Below are 247 nucleotides of genomic sequence, written 5' to 3'. Positions count from 1 at the left end.
ACTCATTAGTTCTAATTCCTATAGTATCCTGATAGATTCGATTTCGAACGCGTTGTACAAATTCCCCATGTATTTGTTTTTGGATTTCCTTATTGGTCAAGTAGTCTATTCTGGTAAAAACCATTGCTTTGGCAGCATGCAACATAGCGTCTTTGGCATATTGTGTTTGTCCAAAAGTGGCACCTTCCCATTTTCTCATGGATACACCCGTAGGAAAACAACTGGTAACAATACTAATTATGGGAAC

General features: G+C 38.1%; 1 protein-coding gene. It reads right to left on the bottom strand.

Features of this window, described 5'->3' with window-relative positions:
* The coding region (locus ACRHOZ_RS21215; RefSeq protein WP_431130335.1) for a hypothetical protein at positions 1-199 on the bottom strand (199 nt) is incomplete at its 3' end.
* Positions 200-247: the final 48 nt, after the last annotated feature.

Source organism: Flagellimonas flava (assembly GCF_050617915.1).
Lineage (GTDB): Bacteria > Bacteroidota > Bacteroidia > Flavobacteriales > Flavobacteriaceae > Flagellimonas > Flagellimonas flava_A.
The sequence above is the reverse complement of the archived record's forward strand: the minus strand, read 5'-3'. Positions and strand labels throughout refer to the sequence as shown.